Origin of the sequence: Methylobacterium platani (genome assembly GCF_001653715.1) — a bacterium.
Lineage (GTDB): Bacteria > Pseudomonadota > Alphaproteobacteria > Rhizobiales > Beijerinckiaceae > Methylobacterium > Methylobacterium platani.
On sequence record NZ_LWHQ01000035.1, the window covers coordinates 57,619 to 65,318 of the forward strand.

General features: G+C 78.5%; 5 protein-coding genes. All 5 read left to right on the forward strand.

Translation table 11 applies throughout. From position 1 onward, the window contains the following. Positions 1-14 precede the first annotated feature (14 nt). Genes A5481_RS17610 through A5481_RS17630 form a run of 5 tightly spaced genes read left to right on the forward strand, consistent with a single transcriptional unit; the run spans position 15 to position 7,498 of the window. The gene (locus A5481_RS17610) at positions 15-2,294 is read left to right on the forward strand and encodes a cellulose biosynthesis cyclic di-GMP-binding regulatory protein BcsB (RefSeq protein WP_048436247.1); all 2,280 of its coding nucleotides are present in this window, start codon (positions 15-17) and stop codon (positions 2,292-2,294) included. After that, on the forward strand, positions 2,291-3,394 hold the full coding sequence (locus A5481_RS17615) for a family 8 glycosyl hydrolase (protein WP_048436248.1): 1,104 nt from the start codon (positions 2,291-2,293) through the stop codon (positions 3,392-3,394). Before A5481_RS17610 ends, A5481_RS17615 begins: the two co-directional genes overlap by 4 nt. Beyond that, a complete protein-coding gene (locus A5481_RS35285) occupies positions 3,379-5,172 on the forward strand; it encodes a hypothetical protein (protein WP_064504091.1) in 1,794 nt (597 codons plus the stop codon). Before A5481_RS17615 ends, A5481_RS35285 begins: the two co-directional genes overlap by 16 nt. Then, on the forward strand, positions 5,169-6,140 hold the full coding sequence (gene bcsN, locus A5481_RS35290; RefSeq protein ID WP_064504093.1) for a cellulose biosynthesis protein BcsN: 972 nt from the start codon (positions 5,169-5,171) through the stop codon (positions 6,138-6,140). The genes A5481_RS35285 and bcsN overlap by 4 nt, the downstream gene beginning before the upstream one ends. A gap of 41 nt (positions 6,141-6,181) precedes the next feature. Continuing rightward, positions 6,182-7,498 carry a response regulator gene (locus A5481_RS17630; RefSeq protein WP_048437657.1) on the forward strand — a complete coding sequence of 439 codons (1,317 nt, stop codon included), beginning with the start codon at positions 6,182-6,184 and terminating at the stop codon, positions 7,496-7,498. Positions 7,499-7,700: the final 202 nt, after the last annotated feature.

Consider the following 7,700-nt stretch of genomic DNA (forward strand, 5'->3'; position numbering starts at 1 on the left):
GGAGAGCCCGTCCGATGCGCATCCTCCTCGTGCCGATGCTCGGCGCCCTCCTGTGCGGCACGCCCGCCGCGGGCCAGACCTTCTCGGGATTCGGGCCGACCCCGACGATGCGGCTGCCGGGCGCCCCCGTCGCCCCGCCGCCCGCTGCCGCACCCGCCGCTGCCGCTCCGGCCCTGCGGCGGCTCCCCGCGGTCGCGGCCCCGCTGCGGCTGTGGGGCGAGACCGGCACCCTGACCTGGCCGGTCTTCGTCACCGCCGCCGAGGCGCGGGCCGGCGGCCGGTTCCAGGTCGGCACCCTGTCGGCGATCTCGGTGCTGCCGGAGGTGTCGCGCCTGCGGGTGAGCCTCAACGGCGCCGAGATCGGGCGCGCGGGCCTCGACGGCGCCCGCGGCCTGACGCTCGCCGGCGTCGCGGTCCCGCCGGGCGCCCTGCGCCCCGGCTTCAACGCCCTGACGGTCGCGGTCGAGCAGCGCCACCGCGTCGACTGCTCGGTGGCGGCGACCTACGAGCTGTGGACCCAGATCGATCCCGACACCACCGGCCTCCTCGTCGCGAGCGAGGGCGTGACCGACCTCGCCGACCTCGCCGCCGCCCGGCCCGGACCCGACGGCGCCGTGCCGATCCGGTTGATCCAGACCGGCGAGCGCCTCTCGGAGCGTCGCGTCGAGGGCCTGCTCGCCGGCGCACAGGCGCTGGCCCTCGCAGGCCGCTTCGCGCAGCCGGCCGTCGCCTTCGTGCCGGCGCCGGCGCCGGTGCCGGCGCCGGCATCGGCCGAGGCGTCGGAATCCGGCGACGGGGTCGCGCTCGCGGTCGCGCCGGCGGCCGAGCTCGCCCGCAGCCTCGACATCGCCGTCCTCGGCCCGATCACCGGCCCGCGCCTGGCCCTGCTGCCGGCGGCGCCCGGTCGCCCTCCGGTCGTCGTCGTCACGGGGACCGACGAGGCCGACGTCGCGGCGGCGCTGTCGCAGCTCTCCGGTCTCGCCGCGAGGCTCCCGGCGGGCACGCCGCAGGGCCTGGCCGCCCTGGCGGAGGCCGGCGGGCGGCCGGTCCTGGGCGGCGAGAGCCTGACCCTCGCGGATCTCGGCCACGCCGATGCGGCGGTGACCGGCCGCAGCCACCGTATCGCCCTCGCCCTCGCCCTGCCGCACGACCTCCTGGCGGCGGACTACGCCAAGATCGCCCTCGATCTCGACGCGACCTACCCGGCCGGCCTGGCGCCCGGCGCCCGGATCGGCGTCTCGATCAACGGCGAGGCGGCCGGCAGCGTCCCGCTCGGGCGGGCCGGCGGCGAGACCCTGCGGCGGCGCCGGGTGTTCCTGCCGCTGCGGCTGCTGCGGCCGGGCCTCAACCGGATCGACCTCGTGGCCGAGCTGCCCCGGGCCGGGGACGAGACCTGCGCCGCGCCGGACGGCGAGCGCCTGCACCTCGGCGCCGGCACCCGCCTGACGATTCCCGACCTCGCCCGGGTCGGCCGCCAGCCCGACCTCGCCGCCACCGCGGCCGCGGGCTTTCCCTACCGCGGCGGCGCCGACGGACGCGCCCCGACCCTCGCGGTGCCGGCCCCCGACCGCGACACGATGGCCGCCGCCGCCACCCTAGCGACGCGCCTCGGCCTCGCGGCGGGCCACCCGATCCCCTTCGGCTTCTCGGCCGGGCGCGCGGGAATCGTCGGGCCGACCCTGGTGGTGGCCGCCGCCCGCAGCCTCGACGCGCCCCTCGCGACCGCCGCCGGCCTCGACCCCCAGGTCCTGCGCGAGGCGTGGATCCTGCGCGAGGCGTGGACCTCGCGCGGCGACCGCCCGGCGCGGGAGGTTTCCCCGGCCGAGGCGACGGCTGCCCGGCGCCGGCTCCTGCGCCTCGGCGCGGCCCCGGGCTGCCGCGGGCCGGCCCCCCGGGCCCCCGGCCCGCACGCGCTCACCGTCTCCGAGGCCGACCTCGTCCTCGCGCAAGGGGTGACCGGACCGGCGCCGGACGACGTGCTGACGGTGGTCGCCGCGCCGAGCCCGGCGGCCCTGAGCGAGGCCGTCGCCTGCCTCGTCCAGCCCGGGATCTGGAGCCGGGCCAGCGGCGGCCTCGCCCTGATGGCGCCGGACGGCACGATCGCCGCGAGCCCGCTCGCGAGCACCCGCTACGTCGCCACCGCGCCGGCCTCGTTCGGCAACCTGCGCCGGGTCGCCGCCGGCTGGCTGTCGCTCAACGGCGGCGCCTACGCGGCGATGGCGCTGTTTTGCGCCGGGCTCCTCGCCGTCTCGACCCACCGGCTGGTGCGCGGCCTCGGCAGGAGGACGTCATGAGTGCGGGCGTCGGGAGCGTGGACGTCGCGAGGGGGACCGTCGGGCGGGCGGCGCTCGCGCTCCTCGCCCTGCTCGGGTACCTCGCCGCCGCATCGGCCCAGACCGCACCGCTCGCCGAGGCCGACGGCTGGCGCGCCTACAAGGCCCGCTTCGTCACCGAATCCGGCCGCGTGGTCGATACCGGCAATGCCGGCATCAGCCACAGCGAGGGCCAGGGCTACGGCATGCTGCTCAGCGTGCTGGCCGGCGACCGCGCGACCTTCGAGCGGATCTGGACCTGGACCCGCGCCAACCTGATGGTGCGCGACGACCAGCTCGTCGCCTGGCGCTGGGAGCCCGACCGGCGCCCGGCGGTCGCCGACATGAACGACGCCGCCGACGGCGACCTCCTGGTCGCCTGGGCGCTCGCCGAGGCGGTCGCGGCCTGGGGCGACCCCTCGCACCGTGTCGCCGGCCGGCGCATCGCGGTCGAGCTCGGCCGCAAGCTGATCCTGCCGCGGGCCGCCCACGGGCCGCTGCTGCTGCCGGCGGCGGCGGGCTTCTCCGCCGAGGACCGGCCCGACGGCCCGGTGGTCAACCTGTCCTACTGGGTCTTCCCGGCCTTCGACCGGCTGCCGCTCCTCGCCCCGGAATTCGACTGGGCCGGGCTCGACCGCAGCGGCCGGCGGCTGATCCGCGCCGCCCGCTTCGGGCCGGCGCGCCTGCCGAGCGAGTGGGTCTCCCTTGCCGGGGCCGCGCCGCGTCCCGCCGACGGCTTTCCGCCCGACTTCGCCTATAACGGCCTGCGCATCCCGCTCTACCTCGCCATGGCGGGGACGACCGACGCCGAGCTCTACGCGCCGTTCCTGGCGCTGTGGCCGCGGCCCGAGGCCGGCAACCTGCCCCTCGTCGACACCGCGACCGGCCGCCCGACCGTCCGCCTCACCGAAGCCGGCTACGGCGCGATCCCGGCGCTCGCCGCCTGCGCGGCGAAGGGAACCCCGTTCCCGCCCGGCCTCGCCCGGGTGCGGCCGGAGGCCGAACACTACTACCCGGCGACCCTGCAGCTCCTGGCGCTCGCCACCCTCCGGACGAGGTATCCCGCATGCGCGCCGCGCTGATCCTCGCCCTCGGCCTGGCCGGCGCGCCGGTCGCCGGCGCGCGCCTCGCGGCGGCCGAGCGGCCCGACGAGACGGCCCTGCGCTACTACGCGCAGCAGGCCCGGCCGGAGCGGGTCGCCGCGGAGGCCGAGCGCCTGGCCCGCCGCTTCCCGGGCTGGACGCCCCCCGCCGATCTCTGGACCGCCGCGCCGGGGGCGGAGGACGAGGACGGCTTCTGGGACCTCCTGAAGGCCGGCCGCCTCGACGCCTTGCGCCGGGCCCTCGCCGACCGCGCCCGGGCCGAGCCCGGATGGGCGCCGTCCGGGGCGCTCGCCGGCGCCGTGGCGCGCCGGGCCCTGCGCGACGAGGTGCGGGCCCTGGAGAAGGCCGGCCGCTGGGGCGACCTCGCGGGCCTCGTCGACCGGCGCCGGCCCGAGTTCGAGGCCGGCGAGGCGGAGGTCGCCTGGGCCGCCGCCGAGGCGCTCGCCCGCACCGACCGGGCGCCGGAGGCGGTCGCGCTGTTCGGCCGCGCCCTGGCCGCCGCCGGTGCGGGCGCCGACGACCGCCGGGCCGGCCTCCTGCGCGCGCTCCCCCTGCTGCCGATGGCCGAGATCGACCGCCTCGCCGCCGCGATCCCGGCCGGCGACCTCGCGCCGATCCGCATCGACCTGATCCGCGCCCGCCTGAGCGCGGTCCTGCACGACGAGGCCGGCCAGGCGGTGGCGCCGGACGAGCTCGCGGCCTTCCAGGCCTATGCCGAGACGGCGCCGGAGCCCGACCAGGCCGGCCTCGTCGCCTGGTACGCCTTGAAGCGCAGCGACCTGCCCGAGGCGCTCGCCTGGTTCAAGCGCGCCATCGCCCGCGGCGGCGACGCCATGGTGGCGCACGGCCTCGCCCATACCCTCCTGCGCCTCGGCCTGCGGCGGGAGGCGGAGGACGTCGCCTATGCCTGGCGCGAGCCGCTGGTGAACAATTCGCTCCTGTTCATCGACATCCTGGAGCGCGACCTGACCCGCGCGGACCCTCCGGCGATCGAGCCCGAGCGCCTGCGCCGCTACGCCGAGGTCACGGCCGCCACCGCCTCGGGGGAGGGGGCGCAGGCGCTGGCCTGGTACGCCACCAATACCTGCCAGTTCGAGGCGGGCCTCGCCTGGTTCCGCCGTGCCGTGGCGTGGTTCCCCAAGGAGACAACCGTCTACGGCTACGCCCTGGCGCTGCGGCGGGCCGGGCAGCACCGCGCCTTCGTCGAGGTGGTCAACCGCTACGACGGGCTGTTCCCGCGGGTGGTCGGCCTGCTCTTCGCGACCCGGCGCGAGCCGCCCCCGCCCTGCGAGGCCGCCCCGCCCCGGCCCGCCGAGCCGGCCTCCCGCGGCGCCTACCTCGACCTGGCTCCCCGGGCGGAGCCGCGCGGGCGCGTGCCCCAGCCCGATGCCCTCGAGGCCGCTTCGGTCCCGCTCGTGCGCCGCAGCGATTTCCCGCTCGCGGTCGCGACGGAGAACGACCTGCGCGCCGCCCCCACCGGCAGTCCCCTCGCCCTCGCGCCCGTCCGGGCCGCCGGCCGCGGCCCCACCACCGCCCGGCGCGTCCCCGGCGTCGGGCCGATGCCCTACGAGCGCTTCGGCTTCGCGCTCCTGCCGGCCTGGACCGGCGAGACCGGGGCGAGCGCCCCGACCGCCGCCGAGCGTCCCGCCCCCCTCGGCACCCTGTGGTCGGCGATGCAGGCGGTCCCTGCCGAAGCGCCGTCCCGGCCCGACATCGCCGCCACCGGCGCCATCGCCTCCCGAAGGACCCTGCCGTGATCCGCCCGCTCGCCGTCCTCGCCGCCGCCCTCGCCCTCGGCGCCTGCACCGCGCAGGAACGGGCTGCATCGCGTTACGCCAGCCTCGATGCGAGCCTGCCGGCCGCGCCGCCGCAGCGGGCCGAGGCCACTCCCGTCGTCGTGCTGCCGGTCTGGATCGGGCGGCCCGTCGCCTTGCGCGAGCGCGACGGCGCGGACGGGTTCGCGCAGGCGTTTACCCTGTCCACTCCCGGGCACCGGGGCGGGCGCGACGATCTCGTGCTGGTGTCGAGCCCGCGCGAGCCTGCGCGCGAGGCGGGACCCGGCGGCAAGCCGACCGAGGCCGGAATCCGCGCCGAGCTCGCCGGCGCCTTCCCGGGCGTGGCGATGCAGGTCGTCACCCGCCCCTCGGCCAATGCCTACGGCCCCTACGGCCTCGCCATCGGCCGCGCCGGACCGGCGCGCTGCCTCTACGCCTGGCAGTGGATCCCGGCGGCGCCCGTGCGGGAGGGCGGCGCGCCGGCGCCCCTGTCCTTGCGCCTGCGCCTGTGCCGGGACGACCTCACCCTCGAGGCGATGGCCGCCGCGGTGACCGCTTTGCGCCTGGTGCCGCGCTTTGCCGGCGAGCCGGTCGCGACGGCGGCCCGGAGGCCGGCGCGTCCGCCCCGCGCGGCGACTGCCGACGCGGCGCCCCGCCCGCCGCACCGCGCCCGCCCGGTCGAACGGCCCGGCCCGGCCGTGGTGCCGGCATCGGGCGCGCCGTCGCCTGCACCCGCGTCCGCGTCGTCCGGCCCGCGCTACCTCGGCGAGGCCGCCGAGCACGGCCCGGCCTCGACCGGCCCGCTGCGGAGTGCCCAGGGCGGGTTCGCGGCGATCGGCCTCGTCACCCCGGGAATCGTCGATGCCCCGTCCGGGCCGGTCGCGGGCCTGCCGCCGGGCGCCGCGATCCTGCCGCCCGAGGCCACCCGCGGCCCGGCCCCCCGTTCCTGACCGATTCCCACCCCGATCGACCTGCCCGAAGGGAGAACCCGATGAGCCTGCGCCTTCTCGTGGTCGAGGACGATCCCGGTTTCCAGGACCTCGTCCGCGCCCTGTGCGAGCGCCGCGGCGACAGCGTCGACGTGGCGTCGGACGGCTTCCTCGGCCTGCGGCTCCTCAGCGAGCGCCGCCACGACGTGGTGATGATCGACTACCACCTGCCCGAGATGGACGGCTACGCCCTGGCGCGGCTGATGCGGGAGATCGCCCGCCCGGAGGACCGGGTGCGGCTGGTCGGGGTCACGGCCGACCGGCACGGGCTCGCCTCCCGGCGCGGGGCCGATGCCCGCTTCGACGCCATCCTGGTCAAGCCTCTCGATCCGGATGCGCTCTACGCCACCCTCGACCGGCTGACCGCGCCCGAGGTCCCCGTCGCGGCACCGGCACCGGCACCGGAGACCGGCGCCGACCTGGTCTGGCGCCGCTTCGGCCTCGCCGGACGGCCGCGCGCCCTGATCTGCCCCCCGCCCGGCGCCGCCGAGGCCGCGGCGTTCGGGCAGGCCTTCGTGCCGGTTGAGAGCGCCGCCGAGGCCGACCTGATCCTGCTCAGCGGGGAGGGCGGGCTGGCGGCCCTGCGGTCGGCGCGGGCCGGGATGCCCGCGCGGCCCGTGCCGACCGTCGACCTCACCGGGCGGCTCTCCGGCGCCTGCGACCTGACCTTCCGGGTCGCCGAGCCGGCCTCCTGGGCGGCCGTGGCCGAGGCCTGCGGCGGCTTTGCGGCGCGGCGCGCCGGGCTTCCGGGAGACCTCGACGGGGCCGACCCCGTTTGCCACCTCCTCGCGCTCCTCCACGTCTCGGGACGCGACCTCGTGCTGGCGGGCGGGGAGGGGAGCCTCGCCTACGAGACCGGCCTGCCGCCCGCCGCCCTGATGAAGGCGGTCCTGACACTGACCGAGGCCGGGGCGCTCGCCTGCATGGCGGACGGGAGCGGCGTCAGCGTGCAACTGACCGAGGCCGGGCGCCGGGCGGCGACCGCCGGTCTCGCGACCCCCTCGCGCCGGCCCCCGGTGCGCGATCCGCGCAAGACCGCGGAACTCGCGCGCCTGATCGGCGAGGCGGATCTCGACCGCCTCCACGACCGGCTCATGGCGCAGCTCGCCGGCGCCTTCGCGGCCTCCGCCGACCTCGCGACCCTCGCGCATGAGGCGCACGTCGTCGTGGCGATGGCCGGCAGCCTCGGATTCGAGGAACTGGCCGTCGCCTGCCGCGGGCTCGAGACCGCCATCGCCGCCGGTTCCGGCATCGCGCAGGCCGCCGCCGAGGCCCGCCGCGCCGCCGCCGCCGTCCGTGACCTGTGCGACGCCGCCTGAGCCGGGAGGGGAGGGGGCTGTCGCGGGGGCTTCACAAACCGGTTGACGGGCCGAAACGCGGGGCCTATACGACCACCCATCGGCGCCGGCCGCGACAGCGGCCCGGGCGCTGAGCCATCTTCGAGACAGTCCGGGCCGGCGAGCCTGACCTTGGTCAGGCGCTGGTCCCGTTGTCGCCGATGATACCCCGGTTTCGGCCGGG

Bases quoted from the DNA above. Each gene is read 5' to 3' on its own strand.
- A5481_RS17615 (WP_048436248.1), top strand. From the start codon at position 2,291: ATGAGTGCGGGCGTCGGGAGCGTGGACGTCGCGAGGGGGACCGTCGGG.
- A5481_RS17630 (WP_048437657.1), top strand. From the start codon at position 6,182: ATGAGCCTGCGCCTTCTCGTGGTCGAGGACGATCCCGGTTTCCAGGAC.
- A5481_RS35285 (WP_064504091.1), top strand. From the start codon at position 3,379: ATGCGCGCCGCGCTGATCCTCGCCCTCGGCCTGGCCGGCGCGCCGGTC.
- A5481_RS17610 (WP_048436247.1), top strand. From the start codon at position 15: ATGCGCATCCTCCTCGTGCCGATGCTCGGCGCCCTCCTGTGCGGCACG.